This is a genomic window from Prevotella sp. ne3005, from assembly GCF_900110085.1.
In the GTDB taxonomy this organism is placed as follows: Bacteria; Bacteroidota; Bacteroidia; order Bacteroidales; family Bacteroidaceae; genus Prevotella.
In genome coordinates this window covers 307,279-328,339 of the sequence record NZ_FOCK01000004.1, presented here as the reverse complement: position 1 = coordinate 328,339, position 21,061 = coordinate 307,279, and the positions used below count along the sequence as shown (strand labels likewise).

19 protein-coding genes are annotated in these 21,061 nt (G+C 49.2%); 9 read left to right on the top strand and 10 right to left on the bottom strand.

What is annotated here, in order from left to right:
- Positions 1-5: 5 nt before the first annotated feature.
- On the top strand, positions 6-707 hold the full coding sequence (locus BMY16_RS07795; RefSeq protein WP_091841419.1) for a YjjG family noncanonical pyrimidine nucleotidase: 702 nt from the start codon (positions 6-8) through the stop codon (positions 705-707).
- Positions 708-710: 3 nt separating this feature from the next.
- On the opposite strand, the gene BMY16_RS07790 is transcribed toward BMY16_RS07795, so the two are convergent.
- The 4 genes from BMY16_RS07790 to BMY16_RS07775 all read right to left on the bottom strand — a co-directional run bounded on the left by BMY16_RS07790 (position 711) and on the right by BMY16_RS07775 (position 6,664).
- Positions 711-2,303: a S41 family peptidase gene (locus tag BMY16_RS07790; protein ID WP_091841417.1), complete on the bottom strand. Its 1,593-nt coding sequence runs from the start codon at positions 2,301-2,303 to the stop codon at positions 711-713.
- Positions 2,296-4,248, bottom strand: a complete 1,953-nt coding sequence (locus BMY16_RS07785) for a DNA topoisomerase IV subunit B (RefSeq protein WP_091841415.1) — start codon at positions 4,246-4,248, stop codon at positions 2,296-2,298. The genes BMY16_RS07790 and BMY16_RS07785 overlap by 8 nt, the downstream gene beginning before the upstream one ends.
- Complete coding sequence (locus tag BMY16_RS07780) at positions 4,245-5,399, bottom strand: N-acetyltransferase (RefSeq protein ID WP_091841413.1); 1,155 nt, start codon at positions 5,397-5,399, stop codon at positions 4,245-4,247. Before BMY16_RS07780 ends, BMY16_RS07785 begins: the two co-directional genes overlap by 4 nt.
- Before the next feature lie 65 nt (positions 5,400-5,464).
- Positions 5,465-6,664, bottom strand: coding sequence for a class I SAM-dependent methyltransferase (locus BMY16_RS07775; protein ID WP_091841411.1), 1,200 nt, complete (start codon positions 6,662-6,664; stop codon positions 5,465-5,467).
- A gap of 90 nt (positions 6,665-6,754) precedes the next feature.
- Here BMY16_RS07775 and BMY16_RS07770 point away from each other — a divergent pair, with 90 nt between their 5' ends.
- Complete coding sequence (locus BMY16_RS07770) at positions 6,755-7,264, top strand: DUF3237 domain-containing protein (protein WP_091841410.1); 510 nt, start codon at positions 6,755-6,757, stop codon at positions 7,262-7,264.
- 7 nt (positions 7,265-7,271) lie between these two features.
- Positions 7,272-8,141 (top strand): DMT family transporter, encoded by an 870-nt coding sequence (locus tag BMY16_RS07765; protein ID WP_091841408.1) that lies wholly within the window; start codon positions 7,272-7,274, stop codon positions 8,139-8,141.
- Here BMY16_RS07765 and murQ read toward each other — a convergent pair whose 3' ends face one another.
- Both murQ and BMY16_RS07755 read right to left on the bottom strand, forming a co-directional pair.
- Positions 8,142-8,975 carry an N-acetylmuramic acid 6-phosphate etherase gene (gene murQ, locus BMY16_RS07760; RefSeq protein ID WP_091841407.1) on the bottom strand — a complete coding sequence of 278 codons (834 nt, stop codon included), beginning with the start codon at positions 8,973-8,975 and terminating at the stop codon, positions 8,142-8,144.
- A gap of 3 nt (positions 8,976-8,978) precedes the next feature.
- Complete coding sequence (locus BMY16_RS07755) at positions 8,979-9,581, bottom strand: hypothetical protein (RefSeq protein WP_139207166.1); 603 nt, start codon at positions 9,579-9,581, stop codon at positions 8,979-8,981.
- 115 nt (positions 9,582-9,696) lie between these two features.
- On the opposite strand from BMY16_RS07755, the gene BMY16_RS07750 reads away from it, so the two are divergent.
- Genes BMY16_RS07750 through BMY16_RS07740 form a run of 3 tightly spaced genes read left to right on the top strand, consistent with a single transcriptional unit; the run spans position 9,697 to position 12,581 of the window.
- Positions 9,697-11,091 carry a nucleoside hydrolase-like domain-containing protein gene (locus BMY16_RS07750; RefSeq protein WP_091841403.1) on the top strand — a complete coding sequence of 465 codons (1,395 nt, stop codon included), beginning with the start codon at positions 9,697-9,699 and terminating at the stop codon, positions 11,089-11,091.
- Positions 11,092-11,117: 26 nt separating this feature from the next.
- Positions 11,118-12,050, top strand: coding sequence for a DMT family transporter (locus BMY16_RS07745; RefSeq protein ID WP_091841402.1), 933 nt, complete (start codon positions 11,118-11,120; stop codon positions 12,048-12,050).
- Positions 12,051-12,068: 18 nt separating this feature from the next.
- Entirely contained in the window at positions 12,069-12,581 is a 513-nt protein-coding gene (locus tag BMY16_RS07740) for an NUDIX hydrolase (RefSeq protein ID WP_091841400.1), read from the top strand.
- 79 nt (positions 12,582-12,660) lie between these two features.
- Here the strand turns inward: BMY16_RS07740 and BMY16_RS07735 are convergent, their stop codons facing one another.
- From BMY16_RS07735 to BMY16_RS07720, 4 genes are all read right to left on the bottom strand, one after another.
- Positions 12,661-13,419, bottom strand: coding sequence for a succinate dehydrogenase/fumarate reductase iron-sulfur subunit (locus BMY16_RS07735; protein ID WP_091841399.1), 759 nt, complete (start codon positions 13,417-13,419; stop codon positions 12,661-12,663).
- Between the two features lie 6 nt (positions 13,420-13,425).
- A complete protein-coding gene (locus tag BMY16_RS07730) occupies positions 13,426-15,405 on the bottom strand; it encodes a fumarate reductase/succinate dehydrogenase flavoprotein subunit (protein ID WP_091841396.1) in 1,980 nt (659 codons plus the stop codon).
- A 27-nt stretch (positions 15,406-15,432) separates the two neighbouring features.
- Positions 15,433-16,119 (bottom strand): succinate dehydrogenase/fumarate reductase cytochrome b subunit, encoded by a 687-nt coding sequence (locus BMY16_RS07725; RefSeq protein ID WP_091841395.1) that lies wholly within the window; start codon positions 16,117-16,119, stop codon positions 15,433-15,435.
- Between the two features lie 121 nt (positions 16,120-16,240).
- Positions 16,241-16,534, bottom strand: a complete 294-nt coding sequence (locus BMY16_RS07720; RefSeq protein WP_091841393.1) for a DUF4298 domain-containing protein — start codon at positions 16,532-16,534, stop codon at positions 16,241-16,243.
- 139 nt (positions 16,535-16,673) lie between these two features.
- Here BMY16_RS07720 and mnmG point away from each other — a divergent pair, with 139 nt between their 5' ends.
- The 3 genes from mnmG to uvrC all read left to right on the top strand — a co-directional run bounded on the left by mnmG (position 16,674) and on the right by uvrC (position 21,048).
- Entirely contained in the window at positions 16,674-18,560 is a 1,887-nt protein-coding gene (gene mnmG / locus BMY16_RS07715; protein WP_091841391.1) for a tRNA uridine-5-carboxymethylaminomethyl(34) synthesis enzyme MnmG, read from the top strand.
- A 49-nt stretch (positions 18,561-18,609) separates the two neighbouring features.
- Complete coding sequence (locus tag BMY16_RS07710) at positions 18,610-19,137, top strand: adenine phosphoribosyltransferase (protein ID WP_091841390.1); 528 nt, start codon at positions 18,610-18,612, stop codon at positions 19,135-19,137.
- An 81-nt stretch (positions 19,138-19,218) separates the two neighbouring features.
- The gene (uvrC, locus tag BMY16_RS07705; RefSeq protein ID WP_091841388.1) at positions 19,219-21,048 is read left to right on the top strand and encodes an excinuclease ABC subunit UvrC; all 1,830 of its coding nucleotides are present in this window, start codon (positions 19,219-19,221) and stop codon (positions 21,046-21,048) included.
- The last annotated feature ends 13 nt before the right edge of the window (positions 21,049-21,061 follow it).

The following is a 21,061-nucleotide window of genomic DNA, read 5'->3' as shown; positions in this document are numbered from 1 at the left end:
ACGATATGAAATACTCCGACCTCTTTCTCGACTTCGATGATACGCTCTATGATACCCATGGCAATGCCGTCATCGCCCTGCAAGAGCTCTTTGTTGCCCTGCACTTAGGCGACTACTTCCCTGACCCTACCCTATTCTATGATGAATATTGGAAGGCAAATATCGATCTCTGGACACGCTACTCGAAAGCAGAGATTACACGTGACTATCTGATTGTAGAGCGTTTCCGTCGTCCTCTAAGCTTTGGAAAAGGGCTGGAGCCTACGGAGGACTACTGCCTGAAGGCCAGTGACCTGTTCCTGGACTACTGTTCCACGAAGCCAGGATTGGTGGAGGGCGCCCGTGAACTGGTGGACTACCTGAAGAAGAAAGGCTATCGGATGCATATCTGCAGTAATGGCTTCCATGAGGTGCAATACAAGAAACTGCAATCGTGTGGCCTCTATGAGATGTTCGATACCATTATCCTCAGCGAGGATGCGGGAGCCAACAAACCCTCGCAACAATTCTTTGACTATGCGTTTGAGATCTCCAAGGCCCCCAAGGCATCGACGCTGATGATTGGCGATAACTTCAATACCGACATCTTAGGTGCTAAGCAAGTCGGCCTCGATACTGCCTACTTCAACCGCTTTCCCGACTATCCTGCCCCAGAGCCTGTCACCTTTGAGGTCACAAGTCTCCACCAATTGATGGAGATCTTGTAAACCCTACTTGCTGATGACTTCAAGCCCCTTGCGGACCATCTCGCTGCTCTCGTTGACCACAGAGTAGTATTCGCTCATATCCCAGATATCACGGGCGATAAGGGCCTTCAGCTGCAGACTGAGATAAGGTATGGTCTGGGCCAATTCGGCCTCATCCTTGGGCTTGATTTCCTGCTTCTCTCCCTCGGCAATGATTGTGTCGATGAGTGATTGTGGCACTTCGAAATGCTGTTTGAACTCGTCGAACGAGGGCCAGCACTCCTTTAATTCCTTACGATGATTGTCGACATAGCGGAGGTTCTGCTGAATGACAATGCTTTTGGCAGCCAGCTGTCGATGGTAGTCTGTATAGATTGTGGTGTCGAGAGGCACATACTCATCAGGCATGATACCACCGCCGCCATAAACCGTACGGTGCTGGCGAAGGGTCTCATACTTCAGCGAATCGACAAAGTGGATACTGTCGACATTTGTCAGCTCACCACTCTTAAGCCGATTCACCATATCCATCGCATAATCTTTCTTGTCGCCTTTCTTATATGGCTTCTGGATACAACGGCCCGAGGGGGTATAGTAATGAGCGATTGTGAGACGAATCATCGAACCGTCGGGCAGATCGACAGGACGCTGTACGAGGCCCTTTCCAAAGGTTCGGCGCCCCACAACGAAACCACGGTCCTGATCCTGAATGGCTCCCGTGACAATCTCTGCTGCCGAAGCCGTAAAACCATCGACCAAGACAACCACTTTTCCTGAGAGGAACACACCACGGCCATCGGCCTTATACTCCATACGGGGCACTTTCAGACCCTCGGTATAGACGATGAGATCGCCCCGCTGAAGGAACTCGTTGGCAATATCGACAGCTGCTTTCAGATAACCGCCTCCATTATCCTGAAGATCGAGAATGAGGTCAACCATACCAGCCTTTCGGAGTTTGGAAAGGCTCTCAAGGAATTCCTGATGGGTAGTGGCTCCAAAGTTGCCAATACGGATATAGCCAATGCCAGGGCGGATGATATAGGCAGCATCCACTGACTTCACAGGAATCTTATCTCGTGTAACAGTAAACTTCAACTGATCCTTGATACCCTGACGCACTACGCCAAGTTTGACTTTTGTACCTTTCGGACCACGCAGACGCTTCATAATTTCCTCTTTCGGCATCTTCACACCAGCAATGGCCGTATCATTCACAGAGACAATACGGTCGCCAGCGATGATACCTATCTTCTCTGAAGGGCCGTTGGTGACGGGTTGGATGACGAGCAGCGTGTCTTCAATCATATTAAACTGCACACCAATGCCCTCAAAGTTGCCGTTCAAAGGTTCGTTAAGCTCCTTCACTTCCTTAGGGGTGGCATAGGTGGAATGGGGATCGAGTTTCTCGAGCATTCCACGGATGGCATCCTCTACCAGTTTCTTTTCATCGACGCTATCGACATAAAGATTGGTGATGGCCACCTCAGCATACTGCAGTTTCCTCAATGGCGAATCGTCTTTCGTAGAAGGACGAAACTGTGCGGATAAATGCGAAAAGACGAAAAGGCATAATGATAAGATGCCCCATCGTGTTATCTGATTGAATTTAATCATAAGATTCTTCTTCTGGGCGGTCTTCTTCGACCACCAGGTTATCGATGATAAAGTTCTGGCGCTCCATCGTGTTGTCGCCCATATAGTACTCCAGGAGTTTCTGAATCTGGTCGTTCTTGTGGAGCGTCACCTGTTCCATACGGATATCGGGACCTATGAAGCCCGCAAACTCATCAGGCGAGATCTCGCCAAGACCCTTGAAACGGGTAATCTCTGGATCAGGACCAAGTTCCGAGACAGCCGTCAACCGTTCTTCATCGCTATAACAGTAGCGGGTGATGAAGTCGCCCTTCTTGCCAGACTTGGCATCGGCCTCAGCTATCACCTTCTTGTTCTTGATCTTAGTGCGACGGTTGCGGACACGGAAAAGCGGCGTCTGCAGCACATAGACATGACCTTTCTTGATGAGTTCTGGGAAGAACTTCAGGAAGAAAGTGATAAGCAGCAGACGGATATGCATGCCATCGACATCAGCATCGGTAGCCACTATCACCTTATTATATCTAAGGTTGTCGAGGCCGTCTTCTATGTCGAGGGCTGCCTGCAGGAGGTTGAACTCCTCGTTCTCATAGACCACTTTCTTGGTAAGCTTGAATGTGTTCAGGGGCTTGCCTCGCAGGGAGAACACTGCCTGAGTGTTTACATCGCGGCTCTTTGTGATGCTTCCGCTGGCAGAATCACCCTCTGTAATAAAGATGGAGGACTCTTCCTTACGGTCGTTCTTAGCGTCGTTATAGTGGATGCGGCAGTCACGCAACTTACGGTTGTGAAGGTTGGCCTTCTTGGCACGTTCACGGGCCTTCTTGGTGATACCTGCCATCTCCTTGCGCTCGCGCTCACTCTCCTTGATCTTGGTCTCTAGGGCCTCTGCCACATCCTGATGTATATGCAGGTAGTTGTCTACTTCCTGCTTAATGAAGTCACCCACATATTTATTAATGCTCACACCATTGGGGGACATCTGCGTAGAACCAAGCTTGATCTTCGTCTGACTCTCAAAGGTGGGCTCCTCGACATTTAGGGCGATGGCTGCCACGATACCTGTGCGGATGTCGCCTGGTTCGTATTTGCCAAAGTATTCCTTAATAGTCTTGGCGATATGCTCCTTTAAGGCGCTCTGATGGGTTCCTCCCTGGACGGTGTGCTGACCATTGACGAAGGAGTAGTATTCCTCGCCATACTGATCGGAGTGGGTAAAGGCAATCTCAATGTCCTCGCCCTTCAGGTGGACGATGGGATAAAGGCCATCGTTGGTCATGCGATCGGTAAGCAGATCCTCCAAACCATTGCGAGAGATAATGCGGCGCCCATTGTACATGATGGCCAGACCAGAGTTCAGGTAGGTATAGTTACGGAGCATGTTCTCGATGATCTCGTCGCGATAGGAATAGTTCTTAAACAACGTGTCGTCGGGCTCGAACATGATATAGGTGCCCGTCTCGTCATTAGAGGGCTCAGTAACGTCGCTCTTGAGGATACCACGCTCGAAGACCACCTTGCGTACTTGTCCGTCACGATAGCTATGGGCTTCGAAATGGGAACTCAGGAAGTTGACAGCCTTGATACCGACACCATTCATTCCCACCGACTTCTTAAAGGCCTTGGAGTCGTACTTACCACCCGTATTCAATTGGCTGACGGCTTCGATGATCTTTCCCTGAGGGATACCACGACCATAGTCGCGAACAGAGACTCGCAGATGGTCTATAATATCGATCTCAATGCGCTTGCCAGCATTCATACGGAACTCATCGACGGAGTTGTCGATGGTTTCTTTCAGGAGTACGTAGATACCATCCTCTGGCTGCGAACCGTCGGAGAGGCGTCCGATGTACATACCAGGACGCGTGCGGATATGGTCTACATCCGACAGGTGGCGGATGTTGTCTTCATCGTAGTTTACCTGTTCATTAGGTTGACTGATTATGCTGTTGTCTTCTATCATAAAGCTTTCTTATAACATCTTCTGCGTTTATGCTGTTCGTTCTCCAGATAAGCCCACTGGCCCTGCACCTTGCTGTTGGTCTCCATCTCCACATGAGTCTCGCCCCACTTAAAGCCGTACTTCTGATAGACGGGTATGAGCTTATAGAACAGCAGGGCATTGGCACCCTTGGCGCGATATTCTGGCAGGATGCCGACGAGCAACAAGTCGACGACATCCGTCTTATGAAACTTCAGGGCCCGGATGACGTGCCACCATCCGAAGGGGAACAAACGCCCCTTGCGACACTTCTGCAGGGCTTTGGTCAACGAAGGAATGGAGATTCCCACGCCTATCACATCGTGATTGGGCGTGTTCCAGTCTTCGATGACACAGAGCATATCCATCGAGAAGAACTTGAAGTACATCTGCACATACTCGTCTTTCTGGCGCTGGGTCATCTGGGAAAAGCCATAAAGGTGGGCAAAGGTCTTATTGACCACATCGAGCACCTTCTGACCATACTGCTCAGGACCAAACACCTGACTACGCTTCAGATCGGGCACATGGAGGTTGTAGCGCTTCATCGTCATTTCTGCCACACGCTTGTACTTCTCGGGAATGCCATCCTTCGGCACGTATAGCTTATACTCCACATAGTCATTATCCTTCACGTAACCCTCCATCTGCTCCATCAGCTTGGGGTAGTACTCGTAGTTATAGCTTGTGGCCATCGTGCCCAACTGATCGAAGCCGTAGGTCAGCATACCTTCAGGATCCATGTCTGTAAAACCAAGAGGGCCGATGATCTCCTTCATGCCCTTGCTGCGACCATAATCCTCAACGGCACCCAGCAAGGCCCGAAGCACCTCGATATCGTCGACCAGATCGAGCCAGCCGAAACGCACGGCAGGACGCTCCCACTGCTTATTATAACGATGGTTGATGATGGCAGCCACACGGCCCACCAGCTTTCCGTCCTTATAGGCCAGGAAATACTCTGCCTCGCAAAACTCAAAGGCTGAATTCTTATCCTTACTGAAGGTGTGAACCTCGTCGCTATACAGATTGGGGGCATCATAGGGATTTCCTTCATACAACTCGTAATGAAATTCGATGAATGCCTTCAAATCCTTTTTGTCTGCAACTCTCCTTATTTCTACTGATGACATCTTTCTTTTCGTTAAAGCAATAATTCGTTGCAAAGTTACGCAAAAAGGCGCAAAAAACCAAATTATTAAGATTTTTTACGGCAAACAAGGAGCTGATGCCCATCGTTGCCCACCGTCGTGGCAAAAATATACACCTCGCCACCATCCTTCAGTTTCAGGCGCTTGCGGAGTTCGGCTACTGACAGAGGGAAGTTGCGCACTGCGATGTTTGCCCTGTCAATACCCTTGAGCGCCTCCTTCAGCTCGCGCTTGTTCATGGATGAAACAGCCAATATCTCAAAGCTGCGACCAGGGAAATCATGGATTTCGTCAGCAGAAATGAACAAATGGGAGTTGGGGCCTATCTGCTGTATAGGGAACCGCTCCTCCAAGGCGGCGAAGCATCCGGACTTCATAATGGAGGCGTTTGGTTCGTAGAGACAGAGGCTTTGGTCCCTGATGGAAGAAAGTTCCCACCGTGGGAACTGTTTGTTCCCAGCCTGGGAACTATTTGTTCCCACGGTGGGAATTATTTCAAAGGTACTCTCTCCGTTGACGCATACCAGTCGCAAAGTCTCGCTCGTCTGCCTGCCAAGCACCAGCAGGAGCTCTTTGCATTCGTTGTTGACAGAGACGATATGCACCTCGCTCACGCTCTTCAGCGCCTCCACAGCCTGATGCCAATCGAGCATGGGGGAGAGTTTCAGAATCACCCTCTCTGCCTTCTCCATCAATCGGGGCATCAGCTCGAGCACATTGGGCGAGCAATCCTCGATGCTGTAGGTCCTGCCACCATGCTCATTACGACGGGCAGGGTCCAGATAGACGACATCGGCATGTGGCATCGACGACAGGTATTCTGCCGTCTGACTACAAACCACAGTGCTCTGAAGTCCCAGCGCTTGCATGTTATGCCCAACGATCGTGCAGAGGTCGGCATTTTGTTCCACATAGATGCGCTTGGAGAAACCTTGCGACATGAAGTAGAAATCGACGCCAAAGCCTCCTGTAAGGTCTACATAGGTCTCGCCACGACCTGCCAACCTGGCTTTGTAAAGGGCTGTGGTTTCAGAGGAACATTGTTCCATCGAGAGGTGGGGAGGATAAATGATGCCGTCGTTAGCAGCCCAGGAGGGCAGTTTGGTGCGCGCCTTTTGTCTGCCGGCTATCTGCTCAAGGGCAAAGGTCAGATTGACCTCAGGATCCTTTGTCCCCTGAAGTGCCAGCTGACGCACATCGGCATCAGCGTGCTGACGGATAAAGTCAAAAGTTGCCTGATTCATCATTTCGGATGCAAAGATAACAAATAATTCAGATTTTTGTATTACCTTTGCACCAAAATAATCAGAAATGTGTAATAACAAAGCAAACCTACAATGAAGAAATTACTATTCACGGCCCTGCTGACAGCCCTAACTCTGAATGTCAGCGCCCAGAGCTACCCCCCGAAGTTCACACCAGAACTGGAGTTTGCCCTGCAGCTGAAGGTGACGCTTGGCGAGGCCTTTGGCATTGACAACACCCAGCATGGCCGCCGTACCGTCATTCCCATCACAGGAGGTACTTTCGAGGGTCCGCTGCTGAAGGGAACGATCATCAATGGTGGTGCAGACTATCAACTGAATACAGAGAACCGCACAGAACTGGAGGCCATCTACTGTATCAAGACGGATGACGGTATCTACATCCACGTCCGCAATCGTGGCATCATTGCCAATGGGAAGGATGCTGACGGGAAACCATCTTTCTATTTCCGTGCAGCCCCTCAGTTCGAAGCTCCTGCAGACAGTAAATACGGTTGGCTGAATAATGCACTCTTCGTCTGCGCCCCTGAGTTCTCTTCGGAGTTCAAGGGTATCGTACTGAATGTCTGGAAAGTGAAATAGCTGTCTGATGACGGAGACGAGAAAGGGATTCGTACAACTGCATCTGAGCGTGCTGCTTGCAGGCTTTACTGGCCTCTTCGGGCGACTCATCACATTGAATGAGGTGGATATCGTATGGTATCGGATGCTGTTTACGAGCCTCATCCTGCTGGTCTTTACAGGATTGCCTCGTGTGGGCTGGCGAAAGTTTCTGCAGCTTTGTGGCTGTGGGGCTTTGCTGGGTTTCCACTGGATGTTGTTCTATGGCAGCATCAAGGCCTCGAATGTCTCCATTGGTGTCATCTGCTTCTCGCTCATAGGTTTTTTCACGGCCCTCTTCGAGCCTTTGATCTATAAACGGAAGATTTCATGGACGGAGCTCCTGTTGTCGCTGATAACGGTGGCTGGTGTGCTCTGTATCTTCTCGCTCGATGCACGTTATCGTTATGGCATCATGATTGGTGTACTGTCATCAGCCGTCTGTGCCCTCTACGCCATCTGTAATAAGAAGGTAAGCGTAGGGGTGCGCAGTCGGACGGTGCTGATGTATCAGATGTCGGGTGGTCTCATCATGGTTTCTGCCATCATCCCTTTCTATCTGTTGGTATTTCCCAGTCATCAGCCCGTAGTCGTCATTCCTGAAGGCAGCAACCTCTGGCTTATGCTCTGCCACGCGCTGTTCTGTACGGTAGGCATGTATCTGCTCCAGATCCAGGCCCTGAAGCGACTCTCGGCCTTTACGGTAAACCTTACCTATAATCTCGAACCTTGCTATACGATTATCCTTGCCTTCCTCATCTTTGGGGAAGGTCGTGAAATCAATTTCTCTTTCTATCTGGGTATCGTCCTCATCCTGCTCAGCGTCCTGTTGCAGTCAATGAAGGCATGGGGTAAGTAATCAGTGCTTTCTGCCCTTGCCTTTGAGGGCTCCTGCCACACTTCCGGCATCGAGCAGACGCTGTTGGGCCTCGTCGTAGTCCAATCCCAGGTAATCCTGCAGCATCCTTGTGCCACGATCCACGAGTTTGGCATTCGTCAACTGCATCTTCACCATACGGTTGCCATGTACGCGCCCCATCCTGATCATCAGGGTTGTGGATATCATGTTCAGCACCATCTTCTGGGCTGTTCCACTTTTCATCCTACTGGAGCCTGTCACGAACTCTGGGCCTACGATGATTTCTATGGGGAAATCGGAGGCTTCTGCCAAAGGAGTGTTGGGGTTACTTGTGATACAACCTGTCAGGAGTCCGTTTTGGTGAGCCTGACGAATGGCGCCTATCACATAAGGGGTCGTGCCAGAGGCCGCAATGCCTATCACGCTGTCATCCGCCGTGGGATGAAAGGCCTGGAGGTCATTCCAGCCTTGCTCTGGGGAATCTTCTGCCTTCTCCACAGCATGGCGCAAAGCCTCGTCACCACCAGCAATAATACCTGTCACCCAACCCTCTGGCACACCAAAGGTTGGAGGCAGTTCGCTGGCATCGAGCACACCCAGTCGTCCACTGGTTCCTGCTCCCACATAGAAGAGTCGCCCACCACGCTTCATCCTTGTCTCAATGGCTTCCACCAACGCTTCTATCTGCGGATTAGCCTTGCCAACGGCATCAGCCACCAGCGCATCCTCCTCGTTGATATGCTTCAACAGTTCTCCTACCGACATCTGTTCCAGATGGTCGTAATGGGAGGGCTGCTCTGTGATTCTAGATAGTTTTCCTGATGTCCTGGCCATAAGTCACAAGTTTGTGTTTTCATCAATACCCTTGAACATCAAGAGATAACGTTGGGCACGCTGTTGACAACGCTCTGCTTCACTGAGATACAACTCTGGGATAGTCGAGCCAGAATAAACATCCTTGAGGGTTGACTTCTTAGCTGTGAAGCGCAGCAGGCGCTTGCCATCGAACCACATACGTAACTCATAGGGTATCAACTCATCGCCAACATCGGGGGTGAGGGCATAGATGAACATCACTTGTCCTTTGTCGTCGTAGAGATATTCCTCATAGAACTCACGGGCAGCAAAGTTATACTTGGCTGTAGTGAAGCGGAGATAATGCGGTGGATAGGGATTGCCCTCCTCTTCTGACTCCAATTCACCATAGTACATACGGATTTTTTCCTCATGAGGACCTGTGCCTGGCAAGTTCTGCACCACCTTCAAATCGAAATATTCTGGTGGCGTTTTCCACATGCCATCTGCATCAGGCGTCATCTGGTCAATCATCTTATGAACATCCTGGTAAGCCTTGCGGATGCTCTCAACAGAATTTTGCGCACCAGCCGTCAATGTCCATGCTACACATATTAATAAGGTAAAGATTTTATTTCTGCTCATCTTGAACCATGATTACAAATTCCGGGCAAAAGTACAACAATTATCCGAATAAAACAAATTAATTCATATTAATTTCGTATCTTTGCCCTCGCAAAACGAAAAGCAAACATACAAGATGAGAAAGCTAACGATAGCCTTTGTGATGCTGCTGGGCATTTCTGTCATAAGTTTCGCAAAGGAAACGCCCTTGAAACCACGTCTGGTGGTATGTACTGACATTGCACCTGCTGATGTGGAGCCCGACGATATGGAGTCGATGGTACACCTGATGGTCTATGCCGATATGTTTGAGATCGAGGCGCTGATTACATCAGTGGGATGGAACTGCGACCCCTACCCTAAGGAATGGGCGCAGTATCTGCATCGCGTGATTGATGCCTATGGCCAGGATGTCAAAAACCTGAGGAAACGCTCGGAGCAGACTTCTTTCTTATCAAACGACGAAGAAAACGGACGTCAGCATATAGGCTACTGGCCCAGTGCCGACTATCTCAGAAGTCGTGCTGTGATGGGTAGTGAGCATGGAGGTATCAAGGTGATTGGCGAAGGTAATGACTCGCCAGGCAGTAACCTGCTGATACAACTGGCAGATGAAGACGACCCACGTCCTATCTATGTGGCAGCCTGGGGAGGCGCCAACACGCTGGCGCAGGCCATCTGGCGAGTGAAGCAGACACGCTCAGCAGAGGAACTGAAGAAGTTTGTAAGCAAATTCCGCATCTATACCATTACGGATCAGGATATGCAATACAACATGCGTATGAATCGGGCTTATAGTTCACACCAGTGGCTGCGTCAGGAGTTTAAGGACGACCTGCAGTTTATCTGGGACGAGGGCACCTGGCAGGAGCAATGCGAACTGGGCAAGCAGCACTGGGCATGGCACCAGAACAGCATCCAGAAACTGGGTGCATTGGGCAAGGAGTATCCTAATTACAAATGGGGTGTAGAGGGTGATACGCCTAGTTTCCTCTATGTATTACCCAATGGTCTCAACGACCCTGAAGACCCCTCACAAGCAGGTTGGGCAGGCTACCATCAGCGTGGTCTCTGTCCTGACTCGCTCACAACAGCCTGGACCAGTTGGGAGGAGCCAGTGCGCAGCATCAGCATTGGTTATAAGCAGCGCTTCTACCTCCATGAGCTATTTGATTTTATAGAACGGTTGCATTGGGCAGAACATGGCGAAGGTAATCACAATCCGATAGTTGTGGTTAATGGTCACCAAGGCCCATCGCCTTTAACACTTCAGGCTAAAGCTGGTGATACCATCCGATTGGATGCCTCCAAAAGTTCCGACCCAGACTTCAACGCCATCGCTTTCCAATGGTGGCAGCAACCAGAAATAGGAACAGCCAAACTGACCATTGAGGATGCGCAGAGCGCTGTTGTCAACCTCCACATCCCTACCAACGCCACAGGCCAGGCCCTCCACTTCATCTGTGAGGTCAGTGATAAAGGAGCTTCCAACCTGAAGTCCTATCAAAGAATCATTATCTCAATAGAGTAAAGACAAGATCAAACAAAAAAGAAACGATGACTTATTTAGGTGAACTGATATCAATAGGCGTAGCGTTTTCGTGGACAGCAACAGCGCTACTGAGTGAGTTCGGCTCAAAGCGACTTGGCAACCTGACGCTAAACGTCCTGCGTATGGCTTTGGCACTGGTGTTCTCGCTGGTGCTGTTTGGCGTTGTAACAGGCAATCCGTTGCCTGCAGGAGCATCAGTAGAAGCTGCGGGATGGATGTTGCTGTCTGGACTTGTGGGTTATGTGATTGGCGACTTCTGCCTCTTTCAGTGCTATATTATAATAGGTTCGCGATATGGACAACTCTTTATGACGCTTGCCCCATTGGCAGCAGCCCTGATGGCGTGGATAACATTAGACCAGCAGATGAGGGCCATGAGTATCTTGGCTATGCTGGTAACGCTCATGGGTATCGGTATTTCCGTATTAGGACGAGGCGAGCACCACAAGGTTTCGTTGAAATTACCTCTCAATGGTGTACTCTTTGCGATTGGCGCTGCAGTGTGTCAGGGTGTTGGCTTGGTACTGAGCAAGATTGGAATGGATCATTATGAAGCTTCGATGATGGCTGAGGCAGGCATGCCCGAATGGCTGGTACCTTTCAGTGCTAACTTCTATCGTTGTGTCGCAGGAATCATCGGTTTCTCATTATTGCTTTGGTTTCGCGATGGAATGGCTCCTTTACGTGAAGCGATACACGATAAAAAGGGACTTTCCGTGGCTACGGCCACTACCATCTTCGGGCCCTTTGTAGGTGTTGGTTTCTCACTGATGGCTGTGCAGTATACGGCAGCAGGCATTGCCTCTACACTGATGGCGATGACACCTATTATCATCCTTCTGCCCTCGTATTGGCTCTTCCACGAGAAAATCACCTGGCGGGCCGTCATTGGAGCCATCATCTCCGTCTTTGGCGTCAGCCTTTTCTTCCTTGGATAATTTTCAAATCAACAACTCATGGCACAAGACAACAAACAAGAAATATTCCCCATCGTAGATGTCGATGGTCAGACGATTGGCTCGGCAACTCGTGGCGAATGTCACAACGGTTCGCGACTGCTGCATCCAGTGGTGCATCTGCATCTGTTCAATTCCAAAGGTGAGCTGTATCTGCAGAAGCGCCCGGAGTGGAAGGATATCCAGCCTGGCAAATGGGATACAGCCGTGGGCGGACATATAGACTATGGAGAGACGCCAGAAGATGCGTTGCGTCGTGAGGTTCGCGAAGAATTAGGTATCACCGACTTCCAACCGCAGTTTATCGAGAAATACATTTTTGAGAGTGCCAGAGAGCGAGAACTGGTCTATGTGAATCGCGTTACCTACGATGGCCCCATCTGTCTTTCAAGTGAAGAACTCGATGGAGGCCGTTTCTGGACCCTCGATGAAATCCGTGCAACCATTGGCCAAGGCATCCTCACACCCAACTTTGAAAGCGAGTTCATTAAAATCATATCAAAGAACTTGTAATTTAATAAGGTACATACAGAAAGCAAAAAGAGCGCCGTAGAAAGATCTACAGCGCTCTTATTATAAATAAGGTGAAACCTTAATCAGCCAACTTTGCCTTAATCATCTCGCGGTTCAGACGAGCGATGTTAGCGATGGTTTCGTTCTTCGGGCAGACAGCCTCGCAAGCGCGGGTGTTGGTGCAGTTACCAAAGCCGAGCTCATCCATCTTAGCAATCATGTTCTTCACACGACGGGCAGCCTCTACACGGCCCTGGGGAAGCAGAGCCAGCTGAGATACCTTAGACGATACGAAGAGCATAGCAGAGCCATTCTTACAAGCAGCTACACAAGCACCACAACCAATACAAGAAGCGCAGTCCATAGCCTCGTCAGCGTCTTCCTTCGGAATCAGGATAGCGTTGGCATCTTGGGCCTGACCTGTGCGGATCGTGGTATAACCACCAGCCTGGATAATCTTATCGAAAGCATTGCGGTCTACCATACAGTCCTTGATTACAGGGAAGGCAGCAGAGCGCCAAGGCTCGACAGTGATGACGTCACCATCGTTGAAACGACGCATGTAGAGCTGACAGGTTGTTGCGCCACGCTCGGTAAGTCCGTGAGGCGTACCATTGATGTAGAGTGAGCACATACCGCAGATACCCTCGCGGCAGTCATGGTCGAACACGAAGGGCTCCTTGCCTTCGTTGATGAGCTCCTCGTTCAGGATGTCAAGCATCTCCAGGAAAGAGGTGTCATCGGGAATATCGTGCATCTCGTGGGTGTCGAAATGTCCCTGGTCCTTGGGGCCATTCTGGCGCCAGAACTTTATTGTAAATGAAATATTCTTTGCCATACCTTATTAATTCTTATAGTTACGTGTCTGTACCTTGATTGCCTCATACTCCAGTGGCTCCTTGATAAGAGTAGGCTCGTTGCCCTTGCCCTGATACTCCCAGCAGCCTACGTAGAAGTAGTTCTCATCGTCGCGCTTTGCCTCGCCTTCCTCGGTCTGGTACTCCTCGCGGAAGTGACCACCGCAAGACTCGTTACGAGAGAGGGCGTCGAAGGCTACGAGCTGACCCATGGTGAAGAAGTCACGCAGGTGGATAGCCTTATCAAGCTCGATGTTCAGGCCTTCCTTAGAGCCAGGAACGAAGAGGTTTGTATCGAACTCTTTCTCAAGCTCGTGCATCTTCTTCAGACCTGTCTTCAGACCCTCAGCGGTGCGGCCCATACCCACATACTCCCACATGATGTGGCCGAGTTCCTTGTGGATAGAGTCAACAGAGCGCTTACCCTGAATCTTCAGCAGACGATCCATCTCGGCGTCAACAGCCTTCTCAGCCTCAGCGAACTCAGGCAGATCGGTAGAAACCTTTGGCCATACAGCCTGATCAGCCAAATAGTTCTGGATGGTGTAAGGCAGTACGAAGTAACCATCGGCGAGACCCTGCATCAGAGCAGAAGCACCCAGACGGTTAGCACCGTGGTCAGAGAAGTTACACTCACCGATAGCGAACAAACCAGGAATAGTGGTCTGCAGCTCGTAGTCTACCCAGATACCACCCATGGTGTAGTGGATAGCGGGATAGATCATCATGGGCTTGTAGTACTTCACGCCGTTGATCTCGTTGGCTACATCGCCAGGGAATACGTCGGTGATCTCCTCGTACATTTCGAAGAGGTTACCATAACGCTGCATAATTACATCGATACCCAGACGGTTGATAGACTCTGAGAAATCCAAGAATACAGCGAGACCGGTATTGTTAACACCGAAGCCCTTGTCGCAACGCTCCTTAGCAGCACGAGAGGCTACGTCACGAGGAACGAGGTTTCCGAATGCAGGATAACGACGCTCCAGATAGTAGTCGCGATCCTCCTCAGGAATCTCCCAACCCTGCTTGGTTCCAGCCTGCAGAGCCTTAGCATCCTCGAGCTTCTTTGGAACCCAGATACGACCATCGTTACGCAGTGACTCAGACATCAGCGTCAGCTTAGACTGCTTGTCGCCATGAACGGGGATACAGGTGGGGTGAATCTGAACGTAAGAGGGATTTGCAAAGTAAGCACCCTTACGATAGCACTGAACAGCAGCTGTACAGTTACATCCCATAGCGTTGGTAGAGAGGAAATAAGTGTTACCATAACCACCAGTAGCGATTACCACAGCATTAGCGCTGAAGCGAACCAGCTTACCTGTGCACAGGTCCTTGGCAATGATACCACGAGCGCGGCCATCAACGATCACCACATCTTCCATCTCATAACGGGTGTAAAGCTTTACCTTACCGGCCTGAACCTGACAGCTCAGTGAAGAGTAAGCACCCAGCAGAAGCTGCTGACCCGTCTGACCCTTGGCGTAGAATGTACGGCTTACCTGAGCACCACCGAATGAACGGTTAGCCAGCATACCACCATACTCACGAGCGAAAGGTACGCCCTGAGCCACGCACTGGTCGATAATATTGTTAGAAACCTCAGCCAGACGATAGACGTTGGCCTCGCGAGCACGATAGTCACCACCCTTGACGGTATCGTAGAACAGACGGTAGATAGAGTCACCATCGTTCTGGTAGCACTTAGCGGCATTGATACCACCCTGAGCAGCGATAGAGTGAGCGCGACGAGGAGAGTCCTGAATACACAGGTTGATCACGTTGAATCCCATCTCACCGAGAGATGCAGCTGCAGAAGCACCAGCCAGACCAGTACCAACCACAATCACATCCAGCTTCAGCTTGTTCTTCGGGTTGACCAGACGCTGATGAGCCTTATATTCCTTCCATTTCTCAGGCACTGGACCTGCGGGAATCTTAGAATCAATTACTTTTGCCATAATCTTCTAGAATTTTAAAGTTGATAATTAGCAGCTGAGACTTGGTGCACAACCGAATGCGAAAGCCAAAACCACAACGAGGAACATCAGCATGAGCACGGTTACATAAATCATGCCAATGCACTGCCAGCGCTTCAGCCAAATCTTACCACTTACGCCAAGGGTCTGCATAGCTGACCAGAAACCATGGGTGAGGTGGAACCAGATGGCTGCAAGCCAAATGATGTAAATCACTACGAATACAGGATTCGAGAATGTCACCTTGATCCATCCAAAGCCGTCTGTCGGATCAATGGCAGGCATAGCGCCCACAAGCTCTGCGAACATCATGTTGTACCAGAAGTTCCACAGGTGAATCAGCATACCAATAAGGATGATGATTCCAAGAACGAGCATGTTCTTAGATGCCCACTCCACCTTACCAGCTTTAACCGTCGTAGCCACCTCGTAACGGTTGTCACCACGGGCGGTACGGTTCTGCGCTGTCAGAATGAACGCGTAGACGATGTGAATCACTGCCAGGGCAGCCAAGCCAAGTGTAGCCACAACGGCATACCAGTTGGCACCCAGGAATTCGCAAATCATGTTGTAACCCTCTTCCGAGAATAGCGCCACCATGTTCATGCAACCATGGAAGGTCAGGAACAGAATGAGCGCAACGCCCGTAACAGACATTACAACTTTTCTACCAATTGATGAATTGATTAACCACATAAGTTGTTGAATTTAAATGAGTTATAGAATGTTTGATACTTACTTTTAGGTACATCAGCACACGTTTAGGGTACAAAGATAGTAAAAAATAATGAGATAAGCAAGCGTTTTTTCAAAAAAATTACATTTTCGTTATTGCTTCTCGTAATCTGACATTCAATTCTTGACAATCAGAGAGCAGATTCCAGATGCCGTCTTCTGATAGAACGCCCCTCTTAAGATCTGATGGCAAGAGACCTGCCTCGTCGTCAGCAAAGTCCTTTTTCCAGTCCTCACTACCATAGTAATCACTGAGCATTTTTATCGCCTCTTGGACATCCAGATACTTGTCGAGGGCTGCTGACAGTTCCATAGTCGCTGCCGAAGCCTTTTCAAGCCTTTGTTCCATCTGCCTGATACGTTCTGCTTGTTCCATTATACTAATAATTCCGAGTTTTTTGCTTATTTGGTTGCAAAGTTACAAAAAAAGTTGGACTTTCCACGGGAAATTATCAAAATTTGAGTATCTTTGCGCCAACAATTCGATTATTGATTGAAAGGTGTAGCGTTTGACTATGGTTTTAAGATATGATGTAATCGTCATTGGAGGAGGTCATGCAGGCTGTGAGGCAGCTTGTGCCAGTGCCAATATGGGTGCCAAGACATGTCTGGTGACGATGGACATGAATAAGATTGCCCAGATGTCGTGCAACCCTGCCATCGGAGGCATCGCCAAGGGGCAGATTGTACGAGAGATCGATGCCCTTGGTGGACAGATGGGTTTGGTGACTGATGCCACCTCCATCCAGTTCCGTATGCTGAACGTTGGCAAAGGGCCTGCCGTTTGGAGCCCTCGTGCCCAATGCGACAGAGGCAAGTTTATCTGGGAGTGGAGAAAAAGACTCGATGAAACGAAGAATCTGGAAGTGTGGCAGGATCAGGCTGATGAACTGATTGTGGAAGACAAGAAAGCCATTGGTGTACGCACCATCTGGGGCGCAGAGATTTATGCCAAGTGTGTCGTTGTGACAGCAGGTACCTTCCTCAACGGGCTGATGCATATAGGACGAAAGATGGTGGCTGGTGGTCGCATTGCAGAACCTGCCGTTCCCCATTTTACGGAGAGCATCACCCAACATGGTGTCGTATCAGCTCGCATGAAGACGGGCACTCCTGTCCGCATTGACAAGCGCTCAGTGGATTTCGATGAAATGGAGATTCAGCCTGGTGAGAACCGCCCCTATCAGTTCAGTTATATGAACAAGGGAGGTGCCCTGAAGCAGTTGCCTTGCTGGACGGTAAACACGAATGAGGAAGTGCATCGGATCCTCAGAAGCGGATTGGACGATTCACCTTTATATAATGGTCAGATCCAATCAATAGGTCCTCGTTACTGTCCTTCGATTGAAACGAAACTCATGACCTTCCCTGAACGAGATAAGCATCCCCTTTTCTTGGAGCCAGAAGGAGAAGACACCAACGAGATGTACCTCAATGGCTTCTCATCATCCCTTCCGATGGATGTGCAAATAGAAGCACTGAAGAAGATGCCTGCCTTCAGAAATGTCAGAGTCTATCGTCCAGGCTATGCCATTGAGTACGATTTCTTCGACCCAACGCAACTTTATCATTCGTTGGAATCGAAGATTATCGGCAATCTGTTTATGGCTGGTCAGGTAAACGGAACTACAGGTTACGAGGAAGCAGGAGGCCAGGGGACATTGGCAGGCATCAACGCTGCCCTGAAAGCTGGTGCAGAGAGCGAGAGTCAGTTCAGTCCGCTGATTCTTCATCGCGACGAGGCTTATATCGGCGTTCTCATCGATGATTTGGTGACAAAAGGCGTAGATGAACCTTATCGTATGTTTACCTCCAGAGCAGAATATCGCATCTTGTTGAGACAGGATGATGCCGATGCGCGATTAACGGAGAAAGCCTACAAGCTCGGATTAGCGAAAAGGGACCGTTTCGATTGGTGGATGGAGAAAAAGGAGGCCATCGAAGAAATCGAAACATTCTGTCAGAACTTTGCGATAAAACCGAGATTAATAAATGATGCACTCGAATCGCTTGGCACTACCCCACTCCAATTTGGCTGCAAGCTCGTAGACTTAGTGAACCGTCCTCAGCTCAATCTGACGAACCTATCAGAAATCATCGCTCCATTAAAAGAGGTTCTGAATCGCCCATCTAATCGAAGAGAGGAGATTGCAGAGGCTGCGGAGATCAGGATGAAATATAAAGGATACATCGAGCGAGAGAAGATTGTGGCAGAGAAAATGCACCGCTTGGAGAACATTAAGATTCGTGGGCACTTCAACTACGAAGAGCTGCAAGGTCTCTCTACTGAATGCCGCCAGAAGCTGATGAAGATCCAGCCCGAGACGCTGGCACAGGCCAGCCGCATTCCTGGCGTCTCTCCCAGCGACATCAATGTGCTCTTGGTACTGATGGGGCGGTAACGTTCCACGTGAAACAAATGATCATTAATAACTTTATAACTCACTGATTATGAACAACAAAGTATTATTGGACAATCTGCGTGCCATACCAGATTTCCCCAAAAAGGGCATTAACTTCAGAGACGTGACCACGCTCTATAAGAATGCCGAGTGTGTACAGATTATGCTGAATGAACTGGAGGCTATCTACAAAGACAAGGGCATCACCAAAATCGTTGGAATCGAGAGTCGGGGCTTCATTATGGCATCTGCTTTGGCAGGACGACTAGGGTGTGGAATCGTGATGGCACGTAAGCCCGGAAAGCTGCCCTATACAGTAATCAAAGAATCTTTCTCCAAAGAGTATGGTGTCGACACCATTGAGATGCACATCGATGCCATCGACGAAAACGACGTTGTTCTGATTCATGACGACCTGTTGGCAACAGGAGGTACGGCCAAGGCTGCATATAACCTGGTTCAGCACTTCCACCCCAAGAAGGTCTATATGAACTTCATCGTGGAAATCAAAGACGAAGGATTACATGGTCGTGACGAATTTGAGGGTATAGATCTTACTACGTTATTAACTATCTGAGAAACGTTCCACGTGAAACACGACCTTGCGGAACACCTTTAATTACAGGGGGTCCGCAAGGTTTGCATCATCAACAGCAGCATGACAAAGGAAGAAAACGAAAAGCGTTTAGCCTACCTGAAAGGAATCGTTAGCAGGTTGCCAGATAAACCAGGCAGCTACCAGTTCTACGACCATGAGCACACCATCATATACGTGGGTAAGGCCAAAAATCTCAAGTCTAGGGTTTCATCTTACTTCTACGCAGAAATAGACCGTTTCAAGACCAAAGTGCTCGTCAGTAAAATCTTCGATATTAGCTATACGGTAGTAAATACAGAAGAGGATGCCCTACTCTTGGAAAACGCACTAATCAAGAAGCATAATCCCCGCTATAACGTGTTGCTCAAAGACGGTAAAACCTACCCTAGCATCTGCATTACCAAGGAATTCTTCCCACGCATCTTCAAAACCAGGAATATCAACAAGAAAATAGGCACTTTTTATGGCCCCTACTCTCATGTTACGAGCATGAACAACATCCTGGGCATCATCAAGGAACTCTACCATCCTCGTACCTGTCGTCAACCCATCACCAAAGAGGGCATTGAGGCGGGGAAATACCAAGTGTGTCTGGACTACCATATTAAAAAATGTATGGGTCCATGCGTAGGGAAACAATCGTATAACGACTATCAGAAAAACATCCTTCAGGCACGAGAGATCCTAAAAGGAAACACGCGCCAGGTGCTCAACGACCTGAAAGAAGAGATGCTAAGACTCTCAGAAGAACTGCGTTTTGAAGAGGCAGAAGAAGTGAAAAAGAAGTATATCGCACTGGACCAATTCGCTAGTAGGAGTCAGGTGGTGAGCCACACCATCAACAACGTCGATGTATTCTCTATTACGAGTGATGAGAAGATGGCATTCATCAACTTTATCCACGTCTCAAATGGCTCTATCAACCAGAGTTTTACCATCGAATACAAGAAGAAACTAGAAGAGACAGACGATGAACTATTGCAGCTCGGAATCATTGAATTACGGCAGCGATTCAAGAGCGATGCTAAGGAGATTATCGTGCCCCAAGAGGTAGATGTAGAGCTCGAAAATGTTACCTTTACCATCCCTCAGAGAGGAGACAAAAAGACCCTACTCGATCTCTCGATTATGAATGGCAAACAATACAAGCTGGACCGCCTGAAACAAGCAGAAAAACTTAATCCGGAGCAGAAGCAAACACGCCTTATGAAGGAGCTTCAAGACAAGCTTCACCTACCCAAACTACCCTACCATATCGAGTGCTTCGACAACTCAAATATCTCTGGTTCGGATGCTGTTGCTTCATGCGTGGTATTCAAGAAAATGAAGCCCAGCAAAAAGGACTATAAACGCTTCAATATCAAGACGGTAAAGGGCCCTGACGACTATGCCTCGATGAAGGAAGTGGTATCGAGAAGATACAACCGATTGGTTGACGAAGAACAACCCCTACCCGACCTCATTATTGCGGATGGTGGAAAAGGTCAGATGGAGGTGATTCGTGAGGTGATTCAAGACGAACTAAATCTCGATATTCCCATTGCCGGACTCGCCAAAGACGATCGTCATCGCACCAATGAGCTACTATATGGTTTCCCGCCTATGAAGGTTGCCCTGAAGGTAGAGTCTGAGCTCTTCCATGTGCTCACTCAAATACAGGATGAAGTGCATCGATTTGCCATCACATTCCATCGAGAAAAGCGTTCTAAGCATGCCCTGCACTCTGAGCTGGATGACATCAAAGGCATAGGAAAAAAGACCAAAGATGCGCTATTGCAGGCATTAAAATCGGTAAAACGCATCCGAGAAGCTGATTTAGAGACCCTTTCCGGACTCATTGGTAAGGCAAAAGCAAAAATCATATTCGAGTACTTCCATCAAGAAGAATAATAAAGAATATTTA

Excerpts from the sequence above, each read along its gene's own strand:
- BMY16_RS07795 (WP_091841419.1), top strand. The coding sequence starts at position 6 with ATGAAATACTCCGACCTCTTTCTCGACTTCGATGATACGCTCTATGAT.
- BMY16_RS07790 (WP_091841417.1), bottom strand. The coding sequence starts at position 2,303 with ATGATTAAATTCAATCAGATAACACGATGGGGCATCTTATCATTATGC.
- BMY16_RS07785 (WP_091841415.1), bottom strand. The coding sequence starts at position 4,248 with ATGATAGAAGACAACAGCATAATCAGTCAACCTAATGAACAGGTAAAC.
- BMY16_RS07780 (WP_091841413.1), bottom strand. The coding sequence starts at position 5,399 with ATGTCATCAGTAGAAATAAGGAGAGTTGCAGACAAAAAGGATTTGAAG.
- BMY16_RS07775 (WP_091841411.1), bottom strand. The coding sequence starts at position 6,664 with ATGATGAATCAGGCAACTTTTGACTTTATCCGTCAGCACGCTGATGCC.
- BMY16_RS07770 (WP_091841410.1), top strand. The coding sequence starts at position 6,755 with ATGAAGAAATTACTATTCACGGCCCTGCTGACAGCCCTAACTCTGAAT.
- BMY16_RS07765 (WP_091841408.1), top strand. The coding sequence starts at position 7,272 with ATGACGGAGACGAGAAAGGGATTCGTACAACTGCATCTGAGCGTGCTG.
- murQ (WP_091841407.1), bottom strand. The coding sequence starts at position 8,975 with ATGGCCAGGACATCAGGAAAACTATCTAGAATCACAGAGCAGCCCTCC.
- BMY16_RS07755 (WP_139207166.1), bottom strand. The coding sequence starts at position 9,581 with ATGAGCAGAAATAAAATCTTTACCTTATTAATATGTGTAGCATGGACA.
- BMY16_RS07750 (WP_091841403.1), top strand. The coding sequence starts at position 9,697 with ATGAGAAAGCTAACGATAGCCTTTGTGATGCTGCTGGGCATTTCTGTC.
- BMY16_RS07745 (WP_091841402.1), top strand. The coding sequence starts at position 11,118 with ATGACTTATTTAGGTGAACTGATATCAATAGGCGTAGCGTTTTCGTGG.
- BMY16_RS07740 (WP_091841400.1), top strand. The coding sequence starts at position 12,069 with ATGGCACAAGACAACAAACAAGAAATATTCCCCATCGTAGATGTCGAT.
- BMY16_RS07735 (WP_091841399.1), bottom strand. The coding sequence starts at position 13,419 with ATGGCAAAGAATATTTCATTTACAATAAAGTTCTGGCGCCAGAATGGC.
- BMY16_RS07730 (WP_091841396.1), bottom strand. The coding sequence starts at position 15,405 with ATGGCAAAAGTAATTGATTCTAAGATTCCCGCAGGTCCAGTGCCTGAG.
- BMY16_RS07725 (WP_091841395.1), bottom strand. The coding sequence starts at position 16,119 with ATGTGGTTAATCAATTCATCAATTGGTAGAAAAGTTGTAATGTCTGTT.
- BMY16_RS07720 (WP_091841393.1), bottom strand. The coding sequence starts at position 16,534 with ATGGAACAAGCAGAACGTATCAGGCAGATGGAACAAAGGCTTGAAAAG.
- mnmG (WP_091841391.1), top strand. The coding sequence starts at position 16,674 with ATGGTTTTAAGATATGATGTAATCGTCATTGGAGGAGGTCATGCAGGC.
- BMY16_RS07710 (WP_091841390.1), top strand. The coding sequence starts at position 18,610 with ATGAACAACAAAGTATTATTGGACAATCTGCGTGCCATACCAGATTTC.
- uvrC (WP_091841388.1), top strand. The coding sequence starts at position 19,219 with ATGACAAAGGAAGAAAACGAAAAGCGTTTAGCCTACCTGAAAGGAATC.